Consider the following 26,121-nt stretch of genomic DNA (forward strand, 5'->3'; position numbering starts at 1 on the left):
TTCGCCGGCGCGGAAAAATAACCCGGGCGTTTGCACTTGATCCCCAATTCGCTTGCAGGGTTGATGTGTCACGCGACGGTCGATCGCATTAGCAAACCTGGTAGTGGCGCGCGAACGGCATCCCAACGGGTGGGATGTCCCGCCTGCGGAAATGCCGATGTTTCATTGCGGGCGCAATCATTGTCTTTTTTCGAAAATCGGTAATCGGTTGAGAACGACGTTAAATAACGAAATAATTTTCAAGGAGAGGATAAGCCACTCAAATCGGAAAAATGTTGCACAACGAAATAAGTCGCTGGATTTTTGTCTTGCGGCTTAAACAAAAGCGACTATCATCAGTTAAATCGATTTCCAGGCCGAATCTCCCAACGTCAGCGGAGACTTTGTCGGTATGAGGGAAGGAGATGGCTGAGACATCAATTCCGGTCGATCTGATTCACTGGATTCTGGCAACACTTTCCATCGTCGCGCTGCTTGTCTTTCTCGTGCCGCTGCGCTGGCGCGCGCCCGAGGCGGGTCCGGGTGCAATGTTCGTGGCGGGGTTGATCGCCTTTTTCGCATTCCGCACTCCACTTGGGACATTGACCGTCGCAAGCGCGAAGGGCGTATGGGACGCCATATTCATCCTGTATGTCATGTGGCCGGCATTGCTGCTCTACCAGATCACCAAACAGGCCGGTGGATACGACGCCCTTCGTCAAGGGATTTCCCGCTTTAGCCGAAATGAATTGTTCGTCATTCTTGGGCTCGGCTGGGTATTTTCATCGTTTCTTCAAGGCATCGCCGGGTTCGGCGCGCCGATTGCCGTTGTGGCTCCGCTGCTGCTCGCAATCGGCGTGAGACCCGTTTACGCCGCCGCCATATCGATCATTGCGCATGCATGGGCCCGGTTCTTCGGCACGCTTGGTGTCGGCTGGCTGGCGACCTTGCAGGTGGCGGATGTGCAGGACGTGACGCGGGCCGCGTTCGAATCGTCGCTGCTCCTGCTGATTCCCACCTACTTTGGCGGGCTGCTGATCGTGTGGCTGTACGGACGCTGGGCCGCAGTGCGTCATGCCTGGCCGCTCGTCCTGATTCTCGGCACCATACTCGGCTTCGGCCAGCTGATTTTTGCGTTCCTGAGTCCGGAGCTTTCCACGTTTCTCGCAGCGGCCATTGCGATGATCTCGCTGTACCCGCTCTCGCGCTGGCGCCGTTTCAGCGAGCCGGTTCCGCAAGCCGACGTGCCGCTGCGGCCCGCAATGGACGAAACGGCGGTCCGCACCCAGGCGGATGCGAGCGAGCCGGTGATGAGCATCGGCATGGCCTTTCTGCCGTATGTCGTGCTCACGGTCGTCACGCTGGGTATTTTGCTCATCGATCCGCTGAATAACACCTTGCGGCAATTCCGTATCGGTCTGCCGTTTCCCGAAGTGACCACAGGCTTCGGCGTGACGAACGCGGCGGTCGTGCGTTATGCGCCGTTCGCGCCGTTTACCCATCCGGGCACGATGCTGCTGATATCGGCCATCATCGTGTGGATCGTGTATCGCGCGAATGGCTACTACGGGGCGTGGCAGTCGCGTCATGGCAAGGAGAACCTCGGGCGTTCGCTCATTGTGGATGGCGTGCCAGCGTCGCTGCCCGTCATCGCGTTCCTCGTGACGAGCCGGGTTCTCGATCACAGCGGCCAGACCATGGTGCTCGCGCACGGTATTGCCGACGCGTCGCCGCCGCTCGTCTACGCGGGCATTGCCAGTGTGATTGGCGCGCTTGGCGCGTTCATGACGTCGAGCAGCACCGCATCGAACGTCCTGTTCGGCGGCTTGCAGAGCGACGTGGCGCATTTGCATTCGCTGCCCGTGGAGGCGATCGTGGCGGCGCAGGCCGCAGGCAGCGCCTACGGGAATGCGATCGGCCCCGCGAATATCGTGCTGGGCACCAGCATCACCGGTATCAAGGGGCAGGAAGGCGCGGTCATGAAACTCGCCATCCCGTGGACGATCATCGTGGCCATCCTCACGGGGATAGGCACGATTGTTCTCGTCATGCTCGCGTGAGGTCATCGGCATGGACAAGCTCGTGGCAGAAACGGTGGCGCTGATCCTGATGTTCCTGGCCTTTCCACTCACCAGCAGGGGCGCGACCACCGGTAACACGCTGCTGCTGAGCCTCGGCCTGCTATGCGTGATTGCCGGCGGCGCGTTGCCTATCATCACGCGCTTCATGGACCACTCCAAAGACAAGGTCAGGGACGCGGGCGTCGAATTCGACGATCGGGCTTCCTGATTGATTCGTCGGTTTCGCGCGTTCAAGCGTGTCGCTTTGCCGGATCAACATCACGGGAGCGCATTCATCATGAGTCATCCAAACGGCCCTCGCACCGGTCGGCCGCCCACCCGCGCACCGCAAGGGATGGTGTCGACCCCTCACTATCTCGCCAGCCAGGCCGGCCTAACCATGCTTCAACGCGGCGGCACGGCAGTCGATGCCGCGATTGCCGCGAATGCCGTGCTGTGCGTCGCCTACCCGCACATGGCGGGACTGGGCGGCGACGGATTCTGGCTGATCGCCGACGGCAAGAGCGAGCAGGTGTATGCCATCAATGCGAGCGGACCCGCTGCGCAGCAAGCCACACTGGCGCGCTATCGAGGCAGCGCCGGCGCCGACGAAATCGCGGCGCGCGGGCCGCAGGCCGTGCTCACCGTGCCGGGCGCGATCGATGGCTGGCGGCTCGCCCACGAGCGCTTTGGGCGGCTGACGTGGGCGGAGCTGTTTGCGCCTGCGATCGGCTACGCGCGCGACGGCGTGCCGGTGAGCCGCTCGCTCGCGGACTGGACGGTGCAGGACGTGCCGATCCTCACGAAATATCCCGAAACCGCGGCGATTTTCCTGCCGGGCGGCCGCGTGCCGGCGGACGGCGAACGGCTCGTGCAGGGTGCGCTCGCCCGCTCGCTTCAGCATCTCGCCGATCACGGCGCGCGGGCGGGACTTTACGAAGGCGATCTCGCCGCGCGCATTTGCGGCGCGATCGGTCAGGCGGGCTCGCCGCTGCAGGCGGACGACTTCGCCGCGTACCACGCGCAATGGGTGACGCCGATCAGCACGACGTACCGGGGCAACACGGTGTATGAACTGCCGCCGAACACGCAAGGCTTCACGCCGCTGCAAATCCTGAACCTGATCGAGGGCTACGACGTCACCGCGTGGGGCGATGGCACGGCGGACTACTATCACCACCTCGCCGAGGCGGTGAAGATCGCGTTTGCCGACCGCGAAGAGTGGCTGACCGACCCGAACTTCGTCGCGATACCGGTAGACGAGCTGATCTCCAAGACGTACTGCGACGAGCGCCGCAAGCTGCTGAACCCCGAGCGTGCGCTCGACATCGCAACGGTGCCCGCGGGCATTGCGTATCAGCATCCGCACGAGCGCCGCGCGCCGGACGGCGACACCTGCTACTTTTGCGCCTCCGACAAGGACGGCATGGTCGTGTCGCTGATCCAGTCGATTTATCACGACTTCGGCAGCGCGGTGATGGGTGGCGACACCGGCATCATCATGCAGAATCGCGGCGCGTTCTTCTCGCTGGACGAGCATCATCCGAACAGCCTGCAGCCGGGCAAGCGAACGTTCCATACCTTGATCCCGGCGCTGATGTCGCGCGACGGCAAGCCTTGCCTCGCGTTCGGTTCGATGGGCGGGGAAGGGCAGCCGCAGACGCAGGCGGCGCTCGTCACGCGGATCGTGGACTTCGGCTACGACGTGCAGCAGGCCATCGAGGCGCCGCGCTGGCTGATGGGCCGTACCTGGGGCACCAAATCGCGCAACATGTCGCTCGAGGGACGCATCTCCGACGAAGTCGTGCGCGAACTGAAACGCCGGGGGCAGCCCGTGCAGATGGTCACGCACTGGAACGACAACATGGGACATGCGCACGCGATCCGGGTCGATCACGAACAGGGCTTTTATGAAGGCGGCGCCGATCCGCGCGGAGATGGCGCCGCGCTGGGCTACTAGCTTCCGCGACGACTGACTGCGGACTGGCAGACGCGCGCGAAGGGTCGAACACATGAACCCGATGATCGTTACCTCGCTCATCCTCGCCGTAACGATGGTGCTGTTCATCTGGAACAAGCTGCCGGCGGCGGTGGTCGCCGTCATGTCGCTGCTCGCGCTCTACCTCACCGGCGTGCTGACGATGCACGAGGCGTTGGGCGGATTCGGCGATCCGCTCATCGTCTTCATCGCCGCGCTGCTCGGCGTGGGGATCGGCCTCGAGACGACCGGCGTGGGCACGTGGGCGGGCCAGTGGCTGATTCGTCATGCCGGCCAGAGCCAGAAGCGGCTCATCGCTTCGCTGCTGATCCTGTCCGCGATCTCGACGGCGCTGATCGGCATGAACGGCGCCGTCGTCGCGATGTTGCCGATCGCGGTCATCGTCTGCGTGCGCACGCGGCTCGAGCCTTCCCAACTGATGATGCCGGTGTCGATTGCGTGCCTGACCGGCGCCAAGCTCACACTGCTAGGCAGTCCTGTGAATGTCATCGCGGCCAGCGCGGCCGATGCGGCGGGCGGCGTGCCGATCCGCTTCTTCGAATGGTCGATTGTCGGCCTGCCGCTTTTCGCGGGCAGCCTCATCATCATTCTGGTGCTGGGGCCGCTCTTGCTGCCCAAACGCAGTTCGGGATCGCTGCCGGCCGATTTCAGCCAGCATGCGCATACGCTCGTCGAGCAGTACCGCATGGCCGACGACGTGTGCCGGCTGCGCGTGCGTGCCGGCTCGCCGTTCATCGGCAAGACGGTGGGCGACATCGATCTGTCGCAATACCCGGGCCTCAGCGTCCTCGGGCTCATGGACGAAGAGGATGCGGAACTGGGCGGGCAAGCCGCGCTCGAGGGACAGCACCTTCTGGTGCGCGGCGACGCGCAGGTTGTCGCGCGGCTGGCGAACGACCTGCACCTCGCTATTCGCGAGCCGTACCGTGAATCGCAGGCCGTGACCAACGCGCTGTTCAACCGTACGTCAGGCCTTGCCGAAGTGGTGATCCCGCAGCGCTCCGCGTTGATTGGTCAAGCCGTGTTTCCGGGCATGGCGACGCACGAAGGAGACCTGATCGTTCTCGCCGTTCAACGAGGTGGGGAAGACGTGCCGGGACCCTCCACGCATCTGCTCGCCGGCGACCATCTGCTGTTCCGGGGTACCTGGGAGGCGCTGGACAAGCACTTCTCCGACCCGCAGATCCTCATGGTCGATCCGCCGCAAGCCGTCCGGCGCCAGACTGTCGCGCTCAGTCGCGGCGCACGCGAAGCGCTCATCATCCTCGCCGTGCTGGTCGTGCTGCTTGCGACCAATGTCGTGCCGGCCGCGGTGGCCACGCTGATCTGCGTGACGGCGATGGTGCTGACACGCGTGATCAAGCTGAGCCAGCTGTATTCCATCGACTGGAACACCTGCGTGCTGGTCGGCGCGCTGATCCCGCTCGCCACGGCGATGTCGAAGACCGGGCTCGCGTATCTGCTTGGCGACTACGTGATCCAGATCGTCGGCTCCGGCGGCCCGCGCGCCGTGATGGCGGGGCTCTTCGTCGTCGCCGCGGTGCTGACCCAGGTCATCTCCAACAACTCTTCCGCGCTCGTGACCGTGCCGATTGCCGTTGCCACGGCGCGGGAGCTCGGGGTGTCGGCGACGCCGTTCCTGATCGCGGTCGCGCTGGGCGCGGGCGCAGCGCACCTCACGCCAATGAGCACGCCGGTGAACATCGTCACGTACGGGCCGGGCGCCTACGGGTTCGGCGACTACTGGAAGATCGGCGTGCTGATCGTGTCGTGGTCGATGGCCGTGGTCGTGTTCATTGCGCCCTTGTACTGGCGCTTCTAGTCAGGCATGGCTTGCGCGCTATTCGGCGTCCGCCTTCATTTCGCGCAGATGCTTGTAGACCGTCGCGCGCCCCATGCCCAGCACCTTCGCCACATAGTTGGCGGAACTCTTGCCCTTGAACGCGCCTTCGGCGTGCAGCGCCTCGACCAGTTCGCGCCGGTGCTCGCGCGTGAGCGAGTTGAGCGCGATCTGCCGCTCGCGCAGCCAGCCGTGCAAAAAGGTGTTGATGCGCTCCTGCCAGTCGTCCCGGAATAGCTCCTCGGGCTGTGCGATCACGCCTGCGCCGCGCAGGAAGAGGTTGAGCGTGGCCTGCATGTCGTCGAACGCGGCGATGTTGAAGTTGATGCACATGACACCCGCCGCGTGCCCTTCGTCGTCGAACAGCGCCGTGCTCACGCAACGCATGCGCCGGCCGTCCCAGTTCACCTTCTCGTAGGGGCCGAGCAGCTTGTTGCGGGTGGTTTCCTCGACGTCTTCGAGCGCGGCGTCGTCGCCGACCTCGCGCTTCGAGAGGTTGTTCGAGAGATACGCCACGGTCTGGTCCGAGAGGTCGTGAATCACGACCTCCGCGAACGGAAAGAACAGCGTGGTGATGCTGTCCGCCACGTGCGCGTAGCGCGCGAGCAGCAGGTCGCGCGCGGACTTCGGGCTCGCGGTTTTCTTCACGCGGGTTTTCTCGTCTTCTCGTTTCGGCATCGGACTGGGACCGGGTGGCGGCAGAAAGGACATCGATGATACTGCGTCCAGTCGGCGCCGCGTATCAACGGGCATCAACGTGCGCTTTGCAGATGCATATACAGCGCGTTCGCGACGGCCATGTCTTCGAGGCCAAGACCGATCGAGCGGAAGAAGGCATGGCGCGCGTACGCCGGTCGCGGGCACGCGTCGTTGGCGAGTTCCGCGAGATCGCCCGCGATCGCATCGGGCGACCAGCCGTGCTCGCGCGCGGCCAGCACCATTTCGCCCGCGCTTTGCGGCGTGGTGTGGCGATAGTCGCAGTACACGTCGAGCGAGGGCAGCGCGGCCGGATCGATCTCGTGCGCGTGTGCGGCGTTCGTGCTGATCGAGGTGATGAGCGTGGGTTTCGTGAGCATGTCCAGCGCGAGCACGGGCTTGCCCGACGAGGTGCACAGCATCGCCACGTCGGCGTCGTGCACGCAGGCTTCGGCCGTCTGCGCCACGCTGGTCCGTGCGTCCAGCGCGTGCAGTTCGGCCTGGCGTTGTGCGTCGCCGGCGAGCTTCGGCGAAAACACGCGAATGCTCTCCCACGCGCGCAGCGGCGCAACGTGACGAAGATGCGCCAGCGCGACCGCGCCCGAGCCGATCACGGCCAGGCGCTTCGCGTCGCGAGGCGCGAGCTGGTCGACGGCGAGCGCCGTGGTGCCCGCGGTGCGCTCGGTGGTGAGCAGCGCCGAGTCGCACCACATGAGCGGCTGGCCCGTTTTCATCGACATCAGCGCGGTCCATGCGGTGATGATGGGCGGCTGGCCTTCGGCGCCCGCGATGTACGGCGAGAGCTTCGCGCCGAACACGCCCGCTTCGGCGAGCACGCCGAGATAGGTGATGAAGTCGCCGGCCTGCTTCGGGAACAGCGTGAGGGTTTGCGGCGGCTGCACGGCGTCGCCGCGGCCGAGCGAGGCGAACAGGCGGGCCAGTTCGCCGCGCACGTCGAGGCTGGGCAGGGCGTCGCGCACCTGGGCGGCGTCGACGACGAGCGGCGCGGCGCTGGCTTGGGACATCTCGTTCATGTTAAGGCTCCGGAGTCGCGGTGTAGACATTTTTGTCCATTCTAGACTTTATTTTTATTTTTCGTCTATATTCCTCCTGCGGCCGCGGCCATCGTGAAAGGGCGCCGCACGAAGCGCAACACACGTGAACAGACACTTATTACGAATTGGGTGACGACGATGAACAGGAAGATGATTCGCTTTGCGGCGGCGGCCAGCCTTGCGTGCCTGGCGGGCATGACGGCGGGCGCGGCGCACGCGCAGGACCCGAAAACGCTGCGCTTCGGCGTGGAGGCGTCCTATCCGCCGTTCGAGAGCAAGACGCCTTCGGGCGATCTGCAAGGCTTCGACATCGATATTGGCAACGCGGTGTGCCAGAAACTGCAGATGAAGTGCGTGTGGGTGGAGAACAGCTTCGACGGTCTGATCGCCGCGCTCGAGGCGCGCAAGTTCGACGTCATCAATTCGGCCATGAACATCACCGACAAGCGACGTCAGCAAATCGCCTTCACGCCCGCCATCTACGTGATGCCGATCCAGATGGTCGCGAAGCGCGGCTCGGGTCTGCAACCCACGCCCGCGAGCCTGAAGGGCAAGTCGGTTGGCGTGCTGCAAGGCTCGACGCAGGAAGACTATGTGCGCAAGCACTGGGGCACGCAGGGCGTGAACGTCGTCACCTACGAGAACCAGGACCAGATTTTTGCTGACCTCGCGGCCGGGCGCCTGGACGGCGCGGTGCAGGAAGTGCAGACTGCCACCGACGGCTTCCTCTCGAAACCGCAGGGCAAGGGCTTCGAATTCGCGGGCGCGCCGCTCAAGGACCCGACCACGCTCGGCGAAGGCACGGGCTTCGGCATGCGCAAGGACGACGCGGCGCTCAAGGCGAAGGTGGTGGCCGCGATCGATTCGCTGCGCCAGGACGGGACGCTCACGAAGCTGTCGATGAAGTACTTCGGCCGCGATATCGTCGCGAAGTGATGCCGATGACTTTGGACTCCAGAGCCGATTCATGAGCCAGAGCGCGATCGTTCTCGGGGCGGGCATCGTGGGCGTGAGCGTCGCGCTGCATCTGCAGGCGCGCGGCGTGCAGGTCACGCTGGTCGACCGGCGCGGGCCCGGCGAGGAAACGAGCCATGGCAACGCGGGGTTGATCGAGTCGTCGTCGGTCGTGCCGTATGGTTTCCCGCGCGACTGGCGCACGCTGCTGCGCCTCGTGCGCAACGACTCGACCGTGCTGCGCTACGACGTGCGCTCGTTGCCCGCCTACGCGCGCTGGCTCGCGTCGTTCTGGCGCGAGTCGTCGCCGGCGCGCCTCGCACACGCCGCGCGCGACATGCTGCCGCTCATCGAGCGCAGCGTGGCCGAGCACGACGCGCTGATCGCGCGCGCGGGCTTGCGTGACATTGTGCGGCCCGTCGGCTGGCTCGAAGCGTGGCGCTCGCCCATCGGCTTCGAGCGAGAAATGCACACGGCGCAGGGCGTGGCCGACGCCCATGGCCTGCATGTGCAGATGTTCGACGCGCCGGGCCTCATCGCACTGGAGCCTTCACTCAACGCGGGCTATGCGGGCGCGATTCACTGGATCGATCCCGCGAGCGTGGCGGATCCTGGCGCGCTGACGAAGGGTTATGCGCAACTATTCCTGCGTGAAGGCGGTGCATTTGCACAGGGCGATGCGCGCACGCTGATGCCCGACGGCAAGGGCTGGCGAGTGCAGACCGACGCGGGACCGGTGCGCGCCGGGCTTGCGGTCGTGGCGCTCGGCCCATGGTCGGATCTCGTGACGCAGCCGCTTGGCTACCGCGTGCCGCTCATGGTCAAGCGCGGCTATCACATGCACTACGCGAGCGAGGCGCGTGCGCCGCTCGTGCGTCCGGTGGTGGATATCGAAGGCGGTTACGTGGTCGCGCCGATGCGTCGCGGCCTGCGTCTGACCACGGGCGTCGAGCTTGCTACGCGCGAGCGTCCGCCCAACTATGCGCAGCTCGACGCCGCCGAGCGCGAGGCGCGTCCCGTGTTCGGCCTCGGCGCGCGGCTGGACGAAACGCCGTGGATGGGCTTGCGCCCGTGCACGCCCGACATGCGCCCGCTGCTCGGGCCTGCGCCGCGTCATGCGGGGCTGTGGTTCGCGTTCGGTCACAATCATCATGGCCTCACGCTCGGGCCGGTCACGGCGCGCCTCGTTGCCGAGCAGATCGTCGGCGAAACGCCGTTCATCGATCCCACGCCGTATTGGCCCGCGCGGTTTGGCTAAGAGACGTGTGTTGAGCCGGTAGCGGCCCGGACCGCGGCGACCCGATGGACGCCGCGGGTCGCCGCGCTCGACCGCCACCAGTTACACAAGCGGTATGTAGATGTCGGTCTGCCACTCGTCCTGCGGCGTTTCCGGAAACACACTCAGGTAGTGAAAGAACAGCGGGTGGTCGCGCAGTTCTTCTCCGCTTGCGGGCAGCCAGTCGCGATAGATCGGATAGATCGTCTCGCCGACGTGGTCCGTCGATCCGGTATGCCGGACCACGGCACATCGGCCGCCCGGAATGACGAGTTCGCGGATACCGTAGCCATTCGATGCGACCGGTTCGTCGATCTCGCCGCAGATGTCGAAGCGAAATGCCTCTCCCGGCGTCGTGTCCGGGTTATTGCGCGGAATGCCGAACGTTCTGCTCGACGCCACCGGGGATTGCCCGCTTTGCTTGCGCCAGTCAATGAACTTGCGCGCGCTCTCGTTGACGAGCCCGGTAGGGCCGCAATGTTCGAGTGCGGCGACGCGCGTTTCTGAAAAATCGACAATCTGGACTTGCATGGTGAGTTTCCTCGAAAAATAAGGGACGACAAAAGTCGCGCTCCAGATCTGCCAGTTCGGATGCTCGCGAAACGAACTCGGCGACGTGCCAAACGCGCGCCTGAAAGCGCGGCTGAAGGCTTCGGGGCTGTCGAAGCCCGCGTCGAGCGCGGCATCGAGCACCGAACAGAACTCACGTGAAGCCAGGCGTTGTGCAGCCTTGCGCAGACGCATCAGTTGCACGAAGCGTGCAACTGGCACGCCCACATAGGCGGCGAACTGCCGATGAAAATGGAACTTCGAGAAGTTCGCGACGCGACTTAGCGTTTCCACTGAGAGATCCCCATCGAGATTCATGTCGATGTAGGCGAGTACGGCATCGAAGCGCTTCGTGTAAGTGCGAGTGGCGTCAACGTGAGCTTGCATGGTCTGGCTATCTGGTTGGTGCGACAGGCGTTATGGTCGCTCAAGGTTGAAGCATCGCGCCTAGCCGCGCTTGCTCGATTTCCCGACGCTCAAGTTCCACTCACTGTTGCCGATATTCCGTTCGGGATCATTCCCGCAAAGTATGCGCCGAACATGAGTCGTGAAGCCTGAGCCGTCGCCGAATGGCTCAGGTCGCCAGAAGCTGAATTGAAAGAATGGGAGGGAGGCAGGTTCCCGGGAGCATGGCGACGAACCCCGGGCGCTCGAGACCCGGCCGCTGAAAGTCAACGCGTAGGGAAGGGGGGGAATTCGTGATAAACGGTGGGGGCGCTAACGTACGGGGGCCGTCCGGCCGGATATCTGGTGTCCAGGTATCCGCGTGCCACACGCGCGAGACCTTTACCCATCCATCTTTTCGCGATTCACGGATTCTCTATGCTTATCAAGAACGTCGCAGTCAGTCTTCCCTCGAGGGTCGTCACGAACGAAGAAGTCGTCGATATGATCCGCTCCCACTCTACGGCTTTCGATGGCGACATCGACAGGACCGCGCGAACCATCAAGACGCTGCTCGACCGGAGCGGGCTGGTCCATCGTCGTTGGTGCGACAGCCATGAGTCGCCCATCGATCACGTTGCGATGGCGACGCGCAAGGTCTTATCGGAAACCTATCTGAGGCCGGAGCACATCGAACTGTTCATTTTCGTCGGCATCGGTCGCGGGTTTCTCGAGCCGGGCAACAGCCACATGATGGCGAGCACGCTCGGCTTTGGCAATGCCGAATGCTTCGATGTGGTGGATGCCTGCATGAGCTGGACGCGGGCCATGTCGATCGTCGACAGTCTCTTCAAGACCGGCCAGTATAAGAACGCGATGATCGTCAATGCCGAATTCAATATGCTCGCAGGGGGGCCGCTCTATCCTTCGAATTTCGCGCTCAAGCATCACGCCCAGGTCGAATACACGCTGCCGTCGTTTACGATAGGCGAAGCGGCGACGGCCACGCTGGTGGTCGCGAAGGAGCCGGATAACTTCAGCTTTGCATTTCGCGGCAAGCCCGATGTCTCGGACCTGTGCACGATTCCGATTCCTGGCTACGAGGGGTATTGCCATCCCACCGACCGTATCGGCAAGAACGGCGAAATGCGGTTTACCTCGTTCGGCCACGAACTGCACAAAAATTCAGATGAGCTTACCGAAGTCTTCTCCAGACTGGCCGTTCCCAAAAAGGACATCGACATCGTGTTTACGCACGCCTCCTCCAAGGCCGCGTGGCACGGCTACGGCGTGAAGGCAGGCATCGACGATAAGATGTATCACATCTATCCGGATACCGGAAATCTCGTTTCCGCCTCGATTCCGGCCGCGATTTCAATGGCCAAGGAGACCGGGAAGCTGAAGCGGGGCGACAGGGCGCTGTGCTGGGTCGGCAGCGCCGGCATGTCGTTCAACGTGAGCAGCTTCCTGTTCTGAGGCTCGGTATCAGTCTATTGAGAACGATATGAAAGGCATTGCAGGAGGCGTTCGCTATCTGATGCAGCGGGTTCGCGACGCATATGGGTTGTCGGACCTTAGCGTGCTGGCGGTGGGCGTCATCGGGACCATCGGCCATCCGCTGTACTGGTTGTGGTGGACCTACATCGACCCCCAGCCCAATGAAAGCACGCTGATGCGCGTGATCGGCGCGCTCGCCTGTCTGCTGTTGCTGCTGCGCCGCTTCTGGCCCGCAGCAGCAGTGCCTTTCCTGCCGTGGTATTACTTCCTGACGGTAGCCTATACGCTACCGTTCTTTTTCACCTACTACCTGATCACCGGCCACTATTCGATGATCTGGTCGATGGCGGAAGTCGGGATGATGTTTTTCCTGATCGCGATTTTTCCGTCGTTTGTCGCGCTGGCGCTGAATCTCGCCCTCGGGGTTGGCCTCGCCATCCTCTGCGCGTGGATCGTCACGCCGGAGTCCTTGCACGTCGACGGCCATTTGCTGCTCTACACCTATCTGCCGGTTTTCGCGTTCGGCATCAGCGCGGGCCTCACGTTCAGCTACAGCAACATGCGGGGGATCACGGCGCAGGCCAAGAACGGCGCACTTCGGGCGCTTGCGGGCACGATCGCCCATGAAATGCGGAATCCGCTCAGCCAGCTCAGGTACGTGCTCGATCGCGTCGAGGAGGCGCTGCCCGCGATGGCCGATTCGAAGCCCTCGCCGGCGTTGCCCGTCGATGCAGTGGCTTCGCTCTCGCAGCACGTTGCGCACGGACAGCTGGCGATCGATCGCGGGCTCAGAATCATCGCGATGACGCTCGATGAAGTCAGCGCCAAGCCCATGCAGTCGGACAATCTCAACTATGCGAGCGCGGCGGAGGCGACACGCAAGGCGCTCGACGAGTACGGCTTCGGCGGCAGGAAAGAGCGCGGCCGCGTGAAACTGATGGTCCTCGAAGACTTTACCTTCAAGGTCGACGAGACCGTCTATCTGTTTACCTTGTTCAATCTGATCAAGAATGCGCTGCATCACATGGCGGCGCATCCCACGGCAACACTCACGCTGACCGTCGACCGGAACAAGGTGATCGTTCACGACACGGGACCGGGCATCGCAGCCGAGATGATGTCCCATCTGTTCGAGCCTTTCCGCACCCAGGGAAATGCTGCCGGCACGGGTTTGGGGCTTGCCTACTGCCAGCGTGCGATGCGCTCGTTCGGCGGCACGATCGAGTGCCGCTCGGAAGCCGGCCGATTCACCCAGTTTACGCTCGAGTTTCCTGCCATACCGGAGAGCGAAATCGCGGCCTACCGGCAGACGCTACTCGCGCGCGCCACGGAGTTCTTCAGCGGTAAGGCGATCCTGTTCGTGGATGATGACGCGGTGATACGCGAGAAAGTCTGCCATGCGTTTGCGGGGGTGGGCGCCCGGGTCGTCGAAGCGGAGAGCGGTGAACGCGCGCTGACGCTCCTTCGAGAGAGCGCCGCCTACGATCTCGTCCTGATGGACATCAACATGCCGGGTCTCGACGGCTACACGACCACGGAGAAGATCCGTTCCGACGCCGACCTGGCTGGCGGGGGCCTGCTTGTGGTCGGTTATACGGCCGAAGCTCACAACCTGGCTCGCGTGCTCGCGAAGGGTGCCGGCATGGACGCAACGATCAGCAAGTCCATACGCATGGTGGAACTGGTGAGTACGCTGCAGAAACTCATGGAAAGCGGCGATCGCCATTTGCGCCACCCGCGCTTCGACGGATTCGCGGGCAAGACGATTCTCGTCGCCGACGACGACACCTACAGCCGGATGGTCGCGAAGAGCTATCTGGAGCGTTGTGGCGCCAGCGTCGTGGAGGCGGAAAACGGACAGGGCGTGCTGGCGCGCCTGCAGGGCGGCGGCAATGTCGACGCCATCGTGATGGACATGAACATGCCCGGCATGGGCGGCGTGGAGACGGCGGCGTGGATTCGCGCCCGCGTGGAGGAGTATGGCGAGCTGCCTATCGTGGCCCTCACCGGCCAGTCCGATATGGCGGCAGTCAGGGCCTGTCTCGCGGCGGGCATGAACGAAGTCATGACGAAACCGGTGCAGGTCGGTGTGCTCTATGCCTGTCTCGCGCGGCAGTTTGCACACTCGCGCGTGGCGAGCGCGCCGGAGAAACGCGAGCGGCCGGCAGTGCCGGTCATGCGGGTTGCAAACCGGCCTGCGAATCGGCCGGCGATCGCGGAGAACGACCTGCTCGATGAGGCACACCTCGACGAACTGGCGTCGCTCGACATGCTGGATCAGACCTTCCTCAAGGGCATTGCGCAAATCCGCTCGCTACTGGCGCAGCTTGCAACCAGTGTGGAGGCCGGTGACATCCGGGCAGTCCACGCGACGCTACACGTGCTTTTAGGCATCAGCGGGAATATCGGCGCGAAAGCGCTGCACCTGTATGTGAAGCAGATCTATCCGCGGGTCCTCGATGGCCAATGGCCGGACGAGACCGACTGGTTCGACCAGACCACCGCGCTGGGAAACCGCTCGGCCGACGCGCTGCATCAATATTTTGTGGCGGCGATAAGCCCGGTCGATCAGCCGGGCGTGTCGAGCGAGGACTGAGGCTCGAGCGGCCGTTGCGCGTCAGTGGCTTGCGCGCGTTCCTTGCGGGTGCCAAAGCGCATGGTGACGGTCGTCCCGACACCCACGGTGGAGTCGATTTCCAGGCCGCCGCCAAAAGATCGCATGATGCGGTTGCAGAAGATCATGCCCATGCCGTGGCCACCTTCTTCGGCGTGAGTCGTGATGGGGTCCCGCAAGAGTCGCGCCTTGATTTCGGGGGCAATGCCCGGACCGTTGTCGCGCACGCGGATCTGCGGTTCGAGCGTGTCGAGCACTTCAATGCGCAACGCAGGGCGGGGCGTGCGGCTGAGCGCGCGCAGGGCGTTCGACAGCAACGAAGAAAGGACGAGCGTCACGCAATTGGGCATGGCACGCACGATGAAATCGTCCTGCACGTCAACCGTGATCCAGTCGCGCTGCGAGGCTGAGAACGGGTAAGTGTCGAGCAGGGTGGCAATCAGGCGCGTCGCTCGCACTTCCCGTGCGCCAGCGCGCGAAATAGACTGCGCGCCACCGCTTTTATGCAAGCTCGCCCAGAAGGAAGAGATCAGCGTCATGCAGTACTGCGCATTGGCGAGCATCGAGGTTGCCGCATCGGCGACCTTGCTCTGCGGCATCGGATCGGACGCGCCGGCACTGCCGTTTTCGATGGTTTGCGCAATCAGTGCGATCGTCGCCAAAGGCGTGTTCAACTCGTGCGCGAGGAACGCAAGCGTTTCATCCATCGCCAGCAACTGATGCTGACGCGTTTCACGCTCGGTCCACTGCGCAATCGCCTCGCGCAGCGTCTCGCGTACCGTTTCGATCCGCAGCGGCTTTTCGATGATGCGAAAGACGCCTCCGGTATTCACCGTACGCAACAGCATGTCCTTGTCGGCGTAAGCGGTCACCAGAATCCGCACGATGCGGGGATAGCGTTGGGCGGCTTCGCGCAACAGCTGATCGCCATTGTTGACCGGCATGCGGAAGTCGGTCACCAGGACTGCGATGTCCGCGCCGTGCTCCTCGAGTACCTCGATGGCTTCGTCTGCGTTGCGCGCGAGATGAACCGGATAAAGCCCCTGGACGGCGCGTGCGAAGTGGGTGCGAGACATCTCGTCGTCATCGACGAAAAGAATGGACAACGGCTTATGCATGTGGGTTTGGGCAAGTCGCGTGACGCCAGCATAGCACGCACTTATGCGAGCTTTCAGGCGTCGCTGGCCCGCGTCGCGTCGCGTCGCGCCGCTCAGACGATGACGTTTTCGCCGAGCGTGGCAAGCGAAGGCCGCGGTAGCGGGCCGCCGTCGGCGAGCACACGCGTGATGCTTTCGGCATCGAGCGGCCTGCTGAAGCGGAATCCCTGCGCTTCCACGCAACCAAGCGCGAGCAGGAACTCCTGCTGCGCGAGCGTCTCCACCCCTTCGGCGATGACGGATAAACCGAGCGACTGCGCAAGCGTAACCATCGCCTTCACGATCGCACCCGTGTCCGTTTCCCCAACGCCTTGCACGAACGCACGGTCGATCTTGATGCGATCGACCGGCAGCGCGCGCAGTTGACTCAGGCTCGAGTAGCCCATGCCGAAATCGTCGATGGCAATACGGATGCCCGCGCGGCGAAATGCGTGAAGGCGGCGCGCGGCGATCTCCGGTTGCTTCATCAACGCGGTTTCGGTGACCTCGAGCTCGAGCATCGTCGGATCGACGCCCGTCTCCTGCAGGATGGTCTGAAACGTCTCGACCATATCCGTGCGTTGCAACTGGAGCGGCGACAGATTGACCGCGATGCGCACCGGCGCAATCCCCATGTGCCTCCATAGCGCCGACTGCCGGCAGGCCTCATGCAGCACCCACTCGCCGAGCATCTCGACAAATCCCGAGGCTTCCGCTATCGAAACGAATTCGGCCGGCGCGATCTCGCCGTAAATCTCATCGTGCCAACGCGCCAATGCTTCGACGCCAAGCACGTGGCCGTTGCGCATGTCGACCTGCGGCTGGTAGTGCACGCGCAGCGTCCCTGCTTCGATCGCCTTTCTCAGCCGTGCCGAAAGGATGAGCTTTGCGTCGGCGTTCTCGCCCATCTCAGGCCGATAGCGATCCCAGCAATTGCGGCCACGACTCTTGGCCGCGTACATCGCCATGTCCGCGCACGAGATCAGCGTTTCCACATTGTCTCCATCCGCTGGAAACACGCTGATACCGACGCTGGCGCTCACCACGAGCTCATTCCCGCCGACGAGCACGGGCTTCGCGATTGCCGCGAGTACGGCGTCGGGAAGGTCGAAGCGTGTGTCGTCGCGCCCGCGCGGCGCAACGATCATGAACTCGTCGCCGCCGTAACGACCGAGAATGTCGCCCGGCCGCGCGCAGCCCCGCAGACGCCCGGCAACTTCGACGAGCAGCTGATCGCCGACGCTGTGCCCGAGCGCATCATTGACGGTCTTGAACGTGTCCAGGTCGAGGAAAACGACATAGACGGATTCGCCGTGCCGGGCGGGGTCAGTCAGGAGTGCCTGCAATCGTGCGCTGAGCGCCGAACGATTCGCGAGCCGGGTCAGGCTGTCGCATTCGCTGAGTTCGCGCAAACGGCGCGAACGATCGAGAAGCCTGACCGACACGTCATGGGTCGTTTTGGCGAACAGGAGTGGATAGATGAAGATGATGGGCAGCCACACCGGCGCGATCCGTACGTCCAGCGGCGTGGCGGCGACACCGAAGATCGCCGCCCCGGCGATCAGGCCCGCCGCACTCGCGCCCACCCCGGCGACGAAGACCGGCCAACCACCCACGGCCATGGTGTCGAGCGCAAACATCAACAGGATGACGACGGTTGCGACCGGTTCGAAATGAACCGCCGCGGCCAGCCAGCCGCCGAACGCCGAATCGAAGAGCAGATTCCATTTCTCTTTGCGGAGTGCATCGTCAGTGTTGGCGCGTACCCGCGAATAAGCGACATGCGGCCAGACGAGACAGATGGCAAGAACGCCAGCGAAGAGCAACGCCGGCGCATGTTGCACGTGCAGCAAGGACAGAACGGGGATGGAGCCGATCGCGTAGCCGAGGACCCGGAGAACATAAATGCGGCGCAAAATGCCGGCGGTCCAGAACTTGTCGCCCCTGGCGGACGTAAGCACGTCGTCTCCCCGATTCAAATCATATGATTTCGTGAGCATAGACCAGATCGGACGCCAGGATGCGGAGAACTCATTCCGACCCCCGGGCGAACCGAAGCTGCGCCGACGTCTTCGGGTCCCGGCTTGACCTTCGCGTTATGTGCGCATCCGCACCACGGAGTTTTCCCAATATATGGAAAATCCGCTTGCGTTCCGTTGCGGAACTTCTAGACTGACAGCTTGCGATTCGCGCCGCGATCCCACCAACGAGCCGCACTGCACGGAGTGCTCATGCGACTGACCATCCTGATCAATGGTTCTGACCCGGCAGACAAACACGAATTCGCCCTTGTGTGGATCGATCTCGACCAGAAACGCTGGTCGCGCGAGTCACACGAAGGGGTCGACCTGCCTTCGTGGGGCGACGTCCGCGCCGGCGGCGACGAGACGGTCTTATGCGCTCCGCTAACCGATGCACCCCTTTGCATCATGCGCGGTCTCAGCCTGGACGAGCGGCAGGAAGTCCATTCCGGGCATGGCGATGCGAGCTGGCCGGACAGCAGTGCGTGCAACGAAACAGCATGGCAGTGGCGCTTGCAGGCGGTTGACCGTAAATCGGTGCGCGCCGCGAATTCGCTGTTTGCCTGCTAGTCGTTCGCACGATGGCTGTCGAGCCATCGCCGATGCCGTGCGCCATTACTCCTTCAATGTCGCGAGTAGCCGGTCGATTTCGTCAAACTGGCTTTTCGACAATTGATGGCTTTGCATGATTTCCTGCAAGCGCTTTCGCCAATAAGCCGGCGGCAAACGCGACTCGTTCAGGTCCTCTGCAGACAATCGCTGAATCACGGATTTAATGTGCAGGATGTCGCTGTGAGCGACTTGCGACGACCAGGCGCCCGACTTTCTTGGTTGCCCGCCCCCGTCCAAACCCCTTTCTGACACTGTTCCCATCTTTATTTGCCGTCGGAATATGGCGCCGCGCATGCATGCCCCGAGCGCACCACCGGCCCTGCGGCCTCCTGTTGTCATTTACCTGGGTAAGCCACGCCACGAATCAGGCGTCCTGTATGCCGAATAGATATTTTGTTCGGCTAGACCGAACGTCGTTCGGCGGCTTATTTATGGTAGTTTCCACCTTGATGACTGTCAATATTGGCAGCGCTAAGCTGGCTAAAACGCTCGACTGCCCGCTAGCGGATAAAAGACGAAATACAAATGACACAAACGGACCAAACCATTGGGGAGCGCAATGCGCTTCGCAGCGTCAGCCGGGCGCTCGATGTCCTGGAGACGCTGGGGGCCGGCGATAACGAGGGGCTTACGGTTGCCGAAATTGCGACGGCAATCGGCGTGTCGAAGAGCACGGCGTTCGAGTTGTTGCAGACCTTGCTCGCCCGTCATTACGTCACCGATGTACGCCTTGGCGGCTCACGACGCTATCGGCTCGGCTTTGCGCTCGTGCATCTCGGCGACCGGGCGGCGGCGGACGTCGGCATCTCCCAGCTTGCGATGCCGGTTCTGCGCGAGCTGACCGACACGACCGGTCTCACGTCCCGGCTTGCGGTGCTCGACGACAACGGCTACGCCGTCGCAATCAGCCGCGTCGAGGCGCCCGGCATCGTGCGGATCGCGTCCGCGCTCGGACAACGCGAGCTCCCGCATTGCTCGGCGCTCGGCAAATCCCTGCTCGCGCTATTGCCGCCCGCGCGCGTCGTCAAGCTGCTCGCCCATACCGGCATGCCGCGCCGCACCGAGTACACCCGCCTGACGCCCGCGGAACTGATGAAGGATCTGATCCTCGTCGCCGAGCGCGGCTACGCATTCGACGACGAAGAAGACAATCTGGGCGTGGTTTGCGTCGGCGCGGCCATTACGAACCGCGACGGCGAAGGCGTGGCTGCGATCAGCGTGACGACGCTCAAGAACGGACTGGACGACGACGACCTGCACGCGCTGGGGCGCACGCTGCGCAACCATGCAGAACGCATCAGCCGGATGCTCGGCGCGCAGGTTGGCGCGTAACGCGGCGCGGCGAGCTAGCACGCATCTCCCGGCGGATCACTGGTGCCCCCGCGACGGGGCGAGGACCTCATGCTGACCACCTTTTTCGATCTGTTCGATCTGCACGACGCGAACAGCTATCTGCCCGATCTGCTCAAAGGGGCGCTCACGAGCATCGAGCTGACCTTCAGCATCCTGGCGCTCAGCCTGCCGTTCGGCCTGCTGCTCGCCATCGCCAGAATCAGCCGCGCGCGGCTGCCGAGAGCCATTGCATCGGTTTATATCGAGGTCATACGCGGCACGCCCGCGCTGCTGCAACTGTTCTACATCTACTTCGTGCTGCCCTCGTTCGGAATTCGCTTCGCGCCGTTCACGGCGGGTGTCATCGGGCTGTCGATCAATTATTCAGCGTACCTCGCCGAGGTGTATCGCGCGGGCATCGAAGCCGTGCCGAAGAGCCAGACGCAAGCCGCGAAGGCGCTCGGCATGTCCGGCCGCCAGACGCTGCGCCTGATCGTGCTTCCCCAGGCCATCCGCATCGTCGTGCCGCCGCTCGGCAACTATGCGATTTCGCTCTTCAAGGACACCTCGCTCGTGTCGATCGTGACGGTCAAGGAACTGATGTTCACCGGCCAGATCATTTCGTCGACCAACTTCCAGTACGTCACGATCTTCACGCTGGTCGGCGCGCTCTATCTGGCGTTTTCCTGGCCGAGCGCCCTGGTCGTGCACTGGCTCGAGCGCAAGATGGGCACCGCGCGGCCGGCGAACGCCGCAGTGCGTCCACGATGACCGTCGCGCTCGTACGTAAGGCAGCAAGGCGAATGACGCGATCGATTCGTCACATCTGGATAACTAACCAATTCGGGGTGTTTCATGCGCAAAGCTACGCTGGCGTTTGCATCGATATTGATGGGTGTTGCAACCTTGCTGTCCAATGCCGATGCGGCCGATAGCAGCGCAATCGGCGACGCGCACTTCGATGGCGGAGACGGCTCGTACGCGCGGGCAATCAGGAACGGCATCACGCTCGTGATCGCCGCCGACCCGCCGTCGACCTTCCGGGACGAAAAAACTCACACGTTCGACGGCGCGGACGTGCGCATCTTCCGCGAAATCACGAAGCGGCTCAAGATCACGAAGGTCACGTGGGATATCGTGCCGTTCGACGCGATGATTCCGGCACTGCTCGCCGGCCGCGCCGACGTCATCGTCGACAACCTGCACGAGAACGAGCAGCGGCTGCGCGTCGTGGCATTCACGAGCCCGGCATACTGGTACGGATCGGGCATCGCGGTACAGCGCGGCAATCCGTCGAAGATTCATGGGTGGGACGAGTTTGCCGGGCATACCGTCGGCACGGTGCGCGGGAGCTTCAATCACCAGTTGCTCGAAGGGCGCAAGGACCTCAAGGAGCTCAAGCTCTACACGAGCAACGAGGCGGAGTTCTCCGATCTGATCGCGGGGCGCATCGACGTTGCGATGGAAGACGACATCAAGATCGGGCAATTCCTGAAGCAGCATCCCTCTGCCGCCATGCAAATGGTGGCGGACTACCGGCCGCTGCCGCAGGAGTACGGCTACGCGCGCTACGCGTTGCGCAAAGGCGACGTCGATCTGAACAACGCGGTGTCGCGAACGCTCGACGAAATTCGCGCCGACGGCACGCTGGGATCGATCATCAGGCAGTTCGGCTATACCGACCGCAATCTCTGGTATTTCCCGGTGAAGAACTGATTTCGTCGCGTACCAGCCTGCCTGTCTGTTTCAGGCGGCAAATGCGCGGTCGCAGATCTCGACGCGGTTGCGGCCGAGATGCTTGGCGTGATAAAGCGCCGTGTCGGCATCGCGCGCCAGCTGCTGGATCGTCGCTTCCGCGGCGGCGAGGCAGGCCACGCCGATGCTGCATGTGTATCGAATCACGGGCGCAGTGAAGCCGGGCTGAGCGATTCGCGTGCGGACCACTTCGGCCAGATCGTTAGCCTGTTGCAGGGAGAGTGCCGGCAGCAACACGGCGAACTCTTCTCCTCCCCAGCGCGCGAGATACGCTGAGGCCGGTATTGCCGCACTGGCGCGCTCCGCGAAGTCGATCAGGACGTTGTCGCCCATATCGTGCCCGTGCTCGTCGTTGACCCGCTTGAAGTGGTCGAGGTCGATCAGGAGCATGGAGAGCACGGCCCCGTTGCGCTTCGCCAGTTCACGTTCCTCTTCGAATGCGAGCGCGAGCGCGCGGCGGTTCAGCAAACCGGTCAGCGGATCGCGGTACGACTGCCGCTCGAGCCGGATGCGCAAGCGCTCCATGGCAATCAGCAGCAGGCCCACGGTCACGAGCAGGGAAAATGCGGCGCCCGCGGTGAGATAGAGCGTCTGCATCCACTCCGGATGGAAGAGATCGGGCAGGCCCCTCGTCGCAAGCGCAACGGAGATGCTGCGTGCGCCCGCCACTGCGCATTCGGCAAGCAGCAGTGCGCCAACGGCAAGCGCCGTGCGGCTGGGTCGGCCAAGGTGGAGCATCACCACGCCGTGCGTGCCGTAGAGTACCGCGAGCACCCCGGTGATTACGATCGTGCGGCCCGCAACCGATGGATGGACCAGCCACAGCCAGGTCATGCCGGCCGCGGCGACGAAGACGAGCAGCGAGACGAAGCGCCAGCTGGGTTGGCACCCATAGAGGAGTTGGGTGCCAATGAGTCCCAGCCCCGCGCCAAAAACGATGCCGCAGTTCGCAACCAGAATCGAAAGCCAGTCCGGCACGCTGCCTCGAAACGCGAGGAGAAGAACCGATACGCTGACCACGAGCGCACCCGATGCCCAATGACGAACCCCGCGTATGTTCTGAGGAAAGCTTCGGGCCAGTGAGAACAACGCGATTGCCATGAGTCCCGGCATGACCGAAGACATCAGGATGACCGTGCGCAGATCGAAGAGCGGCATGCAGGTTCGGCGAGAGTAGGCACTGCGCCTATATAACATATCGATGTCGTCGAGCGCGATGCCAGAGTGAGGCGTGATCGATAACACACGCAAGCGTTGAATGAATTCGCACGCAATACCCGCGATGTGCTTGCCGGAAATCCATCGGCGCCCATTTTTACGCTCTTCAGAATTCCCGTATCCTGCCGTTAGCGCATGGATGGCATGCCGTGTTGCGCGTTGTTGAAGTTGCCGATTCCGGGAACGCGTGCGTAGATGGCGTTGTACGAGCACACATTCTCTTTGACAGCATGACAAACCCTGGAATGGACGCAGAAAGCGAGTACGGCGAGCCGCTCGGCAACCTGCCTATGCCGGTCGTCCGTTACGACGCGCAGGGCCAACGGCGCTACCTGAATAGCGCGGCATTGGCGATGTTGAGGGCAGCATCCGAAAGCGCCTGCGCGACGCATGCCGAAGCGCGGATGTTTTCACCCCAGACACTGCAGCAGTACCTCGATACCATTCGCGAAGTCGCGATCACGGGCGTTGCGCGCGAGCTGGAGCTGACGTTCGACGGCCTGCCGCAAACGCCGGGTGAGCACTACCTCGTGCAGTTCGTAAGCCATCCGACACCGGACGCGGCTCCTGCGGTGCTGGCGATCTATTTCAACATCACTGCGCGCAAACGTGCGGAGGCCAAGCTCCGTGAACGCGAGTCATTTCTCGAATCGTTGCTCGATACCATGCCCATTCCGGTCTTTTCGAAAGACAGGGAAGGGCGGTACCTTCATCTCAATCGGGCTTTCGAAGAATTTCTTGGCGTCCCCAAGGAGCGCTTCATCGGCAAGACCGTCTTTGAGACGAGTCCGCCCGAGCTGGCGCAAACCTATTTCGCCATGGACGAGGCGCTGTTCGCGAAAGGCGGCATCCAGCGCTACGAATTCAAGGTCCAGAACGCAAGGAAAGCGGTGCGCGACGTGGAATTCAGCAAGGCGGTTTTCCACGACGATGACGGCCGCCAGGCCGGCTTGATCGGTGCGATTCTGGACATCACCGAACGTAAGCAGGCGGAGTCCGAGCAGCGGGCCCAATACGAGAGGATCCTGCAACTCAACGGACGCCTCGAAGACAAGGCGCGTCAACTGTCCGACGCGCGCGCACAGTTGATGACCGTGCTCCATACCATCCCCGATTTGGTGTGGCTGAAGGACACCGCTGGCAATTTTCTGCTTTGCAATTACAGCTTCGAGCAATTTGTCGGCAAGCCGAAAGCAGAAATTCTCGGGAAAACCGACTACGACATTTTCGATGCCGAGCTGGCGGACTACTTCCGGGAGCGCGACAAGGCAGCAATCGATGCGCTGCATGTTTGCGTGAACGACGATTGGGTGGTCGCTCCGGCGACCCGTGAACGGACCTTGCTCGAAACCCGACGCCTGCCGGTGTTCGGCGCAGGGGAGACGGTGGCGGGCGTCCTCGGCGTGGCACGCGACATGAGTGAACGGCGCCGTTTCGAGGAAAAACTGGCCCGCCGGGAACGCGAGTTTCGAACCCTCGTCGAGAACTCGCCCGATACGGTCGCCCGTTACGGACGGGATTGCCGACGCCTCTACGTCAATCCAACCTTCGCCGCGCTGGCCAGTGGAGGGGCACAAGCGCTGCTGGGCAGGACGCCGGCCGAATATCCGGGCGGGCCAGGGTCCGTCCTCTATGAGCAGCGACTCAGGGAAGTATTCGCAACGGCAAGCGACAGGGAATTCGAATTGGTCTGGGGGCCTGACGAGAACCGGGAACTATGCCAGCTGATCCGCTTGACAGCGGAACTGGGCGAGGACGGCAAGGTGGAAACCGTCCTTGCCGTAGGGCGGGATATCTCGGAACTGCACGCTTCCAGAGGGAAGATCCATCGGATGGCGTATTTCGACGCGTTGACCGCGCTGCCGAATCGCGTCCTGTTCAACGAGCAATTGCGTCAGGCAATCTCGAACAGCAAGCACGGCCACTATACGGCCGTCATGATGATCGACATGGACCGCTTCAAGGGTGTCAACGACACGATGGGTCATGCGGTCGGTGACGAGCTGCTGCGCGAGGCCGCGCATCGGTTGGTTTCATGCGTGCGTATGGGAGACACGGTTGCCCGCTTCGGTGGGGACGAGTTCGCCGTGCTGCTGCCCGGGATCGCCGATCGCGACATCCTCGAGGAGATCTCCGCGAGAATCATCCGGCGGCTCGACGAGCCTTTCCTGCTCGACGGAAGAGAAGTGTTCATATCGTGCAGCGTCGGGATCGCGCTGCATCCGCTCGACAGCACCGACGCGAAAGACTTGTTGAGATACGCCGACTCTGCGATGTACCTCGCGAAGCGCTCAGGGCGTCGCGGCTTTCGCTTTTATACGAAGGACCTGACCGTCGAGGCCACGGCGCGTCTTTCGCTCGAGTCGGAGCTGCGGCGTGCAGTCGATCTGGGCGAGTTCGAGCTGTATTACCAGCCTCAGGTGACGCTGCGCGGCGCGGAAGTCATCGGTTCGGAAGCCTTGTTGAGATGGAATCGCCCCGGAGAGGGCTTCATTCGCCCGGATCAGTTCGTGCCGCTCGCGGAGGAAACCGGCCTGATCGTCGAGCTTGGGCGGTGGGTGCTTCGCGAAGCTTGTCGCTCGGCCGTCGAATGGAATACCGGGCGTGCCGCGCGCCACAGGGTGTCGATCAATCTTTCCGCACGACAGTTTCAGTCGCGCGACCTCGCGCTGACGGTCAAGGATGTGCTCGATGAAACCGGCTGTCGACCGGAGTGGCTGGAGTTCGAGATTACCGAAAGTCTGCTGCTGGAAGAAGACGACTCGGTTCTGAGCGCGCTCCTCGAATTTGAAAGCATGGGCCTGTCGATTGCGATCGATGATTTCGGCACCGGCTATTCCGCACTCAGCTATTTGACCCGATTCCCGATTGATACGCTCAAGATCGATCGTACGTTCGTGCAGCGAGTCACGACGGACCGGCGCCATGCCGAACTCGTGAAGGCGATCCTTTCCATCGCCCGTTGCCTCGGGCAGCGGGTCGTTGCCGAAGGCGTCGAAACCATGGAGCAGGCCGCCTTTCTCGACGCGCATGGTTGCGAGATTGCGCAGGGCTTTCTCTACAGCGTGCCGCTGCCACAGCCTGCCATTGCAGCGCTTCCCCGTTTTCTCGATCCCGGCGCTGCGGACGGCGTCAATCCGTAAG

The 26,121-nt window shown here is 63.1% G+C and carries 19 protein-coding genes; 13 read left to right on the forward strand and 6 right to left on the reverse strand.

Going from position 1 to position 26,121, the window contains the following annotated elements:
• The first annotated feature begins 404 nt into the window (after window positions 1-404).
• The 4 genes from AB4Y35_RS22700 (at window position 405) to AB4Y35_RS22715 (ending at window position 5,860) form a co-directional block, all read left to right on the forward strand.
• Window positions 405-2,039 carry an L-lactate permease gene (locus AB4Y35_RS22700; RefSeq protein ID WP_368706016.1) on the forward strand — a complete coding sequence of 545 codons (1,635 nt, stop codon included), beginning with the start codon at window positions 405-407 and terminating at the stop codon, window positions 2,037-2,039.
• Between the two features lie 10 nt (window positions 2,040-2,049).
• Entirely contained in the window at window positions 2,050-2,268 is a 219-nt protein-coding gene (locus AB4Y35_RS22705; RefSeq protein WP_069262417.1) for an EmrB/QacA subfamily drug resistance transporter, read from the forward strand.
• 69 nt (window positions 2,269-2,337) lie between these two features.
• The gene (gene ggt, locus AB4Y35_RS22710) at window positions 2,338-3,999 is read left to right on the forward strand and encodes a gamma-glutamyltransferase (protein ID WP_368706017.1); all 1,662 of its coding nucleotides are present in this window, start codon (window positions 2,338-2,340) and stop codon (window positions 3,997-3,999) included.
• Between the two features lie 52 nt (window positions 4,000-4,051).
• Complete coding sequence (locus AB4Y35_RS22715) at window positions 4,052-5,860, forward strand: SLC13 family permease (RefSeq protein ID WP_368706018.1); 1,809 nt, start codon at window positions 4,052-4,054, stop codon at window positions 5,858-5,860.
• 18 nt (window positions 5,861-5,878) lie between these two features.
• Here the strand turns inward: AB4Y35_RS22715 and AB4Y35_RS22720 are convergent, their stop codons facing one another.
• Both AB4Y35_RS22720 and AB4Y35_RS22725 read right to left on the reverse strand, forming a co-directional pair.
• Window positions 5,879-6,526, reverse strand: a complete 648-nt coding sequence (locus AB4Y35_RS22720; RefSeq protein ID WP_368694874.1) for a transcriptional regulator — start codon at window positions 6,524-6,526, stop codon at window positions 5,879-5,881.
• A 104-nt stretch (window positions 6,527-6,630) separates the two neighbouring features.
• Entirely contained in the window at window positions 6,631-7,599 is a 969-nt protein-coding gene (locus AB4Y35_RS22725) for an ornithine cyclodeaminase family protein (RefSeq protein WP_368706139.1), read from the reverse strand.
• A 168-nt stretch (window positions 7,600-7,767) separates the two neighbouring features.
• Between AB4Y35_RS22725 and AB4Y35_RS22730 the strand changes: the two genes are divergently transcribed.
• Both AB4Y35_RS22730 and AB4Y35_RS22735 read left to right on the forward strand, forming a co-directional pair.
• Window positions 7,768-8,565 carry an ABC transporter substrate-binding protein gene (locus AB4Y35_RS22730; protein ID WP_368706019.1) on the forward strand — a complete coding sequence of 266 codons (798 nt, stop codon included), beginning with the start codon at window positions 7,768-7,770 and terminating at the stop codon, window positions 8,563-8,565.
• Window positions 8,566-8,596: 31 nt separating this feature from the next.
• Window positions 8,597-9,841 carry an NAD(P)/FAD-dependent oxidoreductase gene (locus AB4Y35_RS22735; protein WP_368706020.1) on the forward strand — a complete coding sequence of 415 codons (1,245 nt, stop codon included), beginning with the start codon at window positions 8,597-8,599 and terminating at the stop codon, window positions 9,839-9,841.
• A gap of 81 nt (window positions 9,842-9,922) precedes the next feature.
• Here the strand turns inward: AB4Y35_RS22735 and AB4Y35_RS22740 are convergent, their stop codons facing one another.
• Window positions 9,923-10,795: a GyrI-like domain-containing protein gene (locus AB4Y35_RS22740; protein WP_368706021.1), complete on the reverse strand. Its 873-nt coding sequence runs from the start codon at window positions 10,793-10,795 to the stop codon at window positions 9,923-9,925.
• 435 nt (window positions 10,796-11,230) lie between these two features.
• Between AB4Y35_RS22740 and AB4Y35_RS22745 the strand changes: the two genes are divergently transcribed.
• Both AB4Y35_RS22745 and AB4Y35_RS22750 read left to right on the forward strand, forming a co-directional pair.
• Window positions 11,231-12,268, forward strand: coding sequence for a 3-oxoacyl-[acyl-carrier-protein] synthase III C-terminal domain-containing protein (locus AB4Y35_RS22745; protein ID WP_368706022.1), 1,038 nt, complete (start codon window positions 11,231-11,233; stop codon window positions 12,266-12,268).
• Between the two features lie 28 nt (window positions 12,269-12,296).
• Complete coding sequence (locus AB4Y35_RS22750; RefSeq protein WP_368706023.1) at window positions 12,297-14,885, forward strand: hybrid sensor histidine kinase/response regulator; 2,589 nt, start codon at window positions 12,297-12,299, stop codon at window positions 14,883-14,885.
• Here AB4Y35_RS22750 and AB4Y35_RS22755 read toward each other — a convergent pair.
• Both AB4Y35_RS22755 and AB4Y35_RS22760 read right to left on the reverse strand, forming a co-directional pair.
• A complete protein-coding gene (locus AB4Y35_RS22755; protein ID WP_368706024.1) occupies window positions 14,858-16,021 on the reverse strand; it encodes an ATP-binding protein in 1,164 nt (387 codons plus the stop codon). The genes AB4Y35_RS22750 and AB4Y35_RS22755 overlap by 28 nt on opposite strands.
• Before the next feature lie 92 nt (window positions 16,022-16,113).
• Entirely contained in the window at window positions 16,114-18,000 is a 1,887-nt protein-coding gene (locus tag AB4Y35_RS22760; protein ID WP_368706025.1) for a putative bifunctional diguanylate cyclase/phosphodiesterase, read from the reverse strand.
• A gap of 270 nt (window positions 18,001-18,270) precedes the next feature.
• On the opposite strand from AB4Y35_RS22760, the gene AB4Y35_RS22765 reads away from it, so the two are divergent.
• From AB4Y35_RS22765 to AB4Y35_RS22780, 4 genes are all read left to right on the forward strand, one after another.
• Window positions 18,271-18,630 carry a DUF3564 family protein gene (locus AB4Y35_RS22765; RefSeq protein WP_368706026.1) on the forward strand — a complete coding sequence of 120 codons (360 nt, stop codon included), beginning with the start codon at window positions 18,271-18,273 and terminating at the stop codon, window positions 18,628-18,630.
• Between the two features lie 567 nt (window positions 18,631-19,197).
• The gene (locus AB4Y35_RS22770; RefSeq protein WP_368706027.1) at window positions 19,198-20,004 is read left to right on the forward strand and encodes an IclR family transcriptional regulator; all 807 of its coding nucleotides are present in this window, start codon (window positions 19,198-19,200) and stop codon (window positions 20,002-20,004) included.
• Window positions 20,005-20,073: 69 nt separating this feature from the next.
• Window positions 20,074-20,775 carry an ectoine/hydroxyectoine ABC transporter permease subunit EhuD gene (gene ehuD / locus AB4Y35_RS22775; protein ID WP_368694880.1) on the forward strand — a complete coding sequence of 234 codons (702 nt, stop codon included), beginning with the start codon at window positions 20,074-20,076 and terminating at the stop codon, window positions 20,773-20,775.
• A gap of 84 nt (window positions 20,776-20,859) precedes the next feature.
• Entirely contained in the window at window positions 20,860-21,720 is an 861-nt protein-coding gene (locus tag AB4Y35_RS22780) for a substrate-binding periplasmic protein (RefSeq protein WP_368706028.1), read from the forward strand.
• Between the two features lie 30 nt (window positions 21,721-21,750).
• Here AB4Y35_RS22780 and AB4Y35_RS22785 read toward each other — a convergent pair whose 3' ends face one another.
• A complete protein-coding gene (locus AB4Y35_RS22785) occupies window positions 21,751-23,190 on the reverse strand; it encodes a GGDEF domain-containing protein (RefSeq protein WP_368706029.1) in 1,440 nt (479 codons plus the stop codon).
• 32 nt (window positions 23,191-23,222) lie between these two features.
• On the opposite strand from AB4Y35_RS22785, the gene AB4Y35_RS22790 reads away from it, so the two are divergent.
• A complete protein-coding gene (locus AB4Y35_RS22790; protein WP_368706030.1) occupies window positions 23,223-26,120 on the forward strand; it encodes an EAL domain-containing protein in 2,898 nt (965 codons plus the stop codon).
• Window position 26,121 lies beyond the last annotated feature (1 nt).

The organism is Paraburkholderia sp. EG286A (assembly GCF_040965375.1).
In the GTDB taxonomy this organism is placed as follows: domain Bacteria; phylum Pseudomonadota; class Gammaproteobacteria; order Burkholderiales; family Burkholderiaceae; genus Paraburkholderia.